Origin of the sequence: Paraburkholderia sp. SIMBA_053, assembly GCF_046534895.1 — a bacterium.
GTDB lineage: Bacteria > Pseudomonadota > Gammaproteobacteria > Burkholderiales > Burkholderiaceae > Paraburkholderia > Paraburkholderia caledonica.
The window spans coordinates 1-233 of the sequence record NZ_JAWRXU010001793.1; the positions used below are offsets into that span (position 1 = coordinate 1).

Genomic DNA, 233 nt, shown 5'->3' on the forward strand with positions numbered 1-233 from the left:
CATTCATGGAAGTTCTCACTGCCGCAGCCAATGCCGGCGTATTGACGCCGCAGGAAATGCAGATCGCCTATACGTTCATCTATAAGGCGGCTCGCCGCTATGAAACGTTCTGGTATGACCCGACGTTGCCGACTCCGTCGGTGAATATGTGGGTGAAAGGCCGCGGCACCGATACTTACCGCGGCAAGCCGCGCGTGATGGGCGAGAACTTCAGCCTGCTGCATCAGTACATG

1 pseudogene is annotated in these 233 nt (G+C 57.1%); it reads left to right on the forward strand.

Annotated elements, in window-relative coordinates:
* Positions 1–233 (forward strand): annotated as a pseudogene (locus tag SB753_RS41695) (hypothetical protein); the annotation flags it as partial.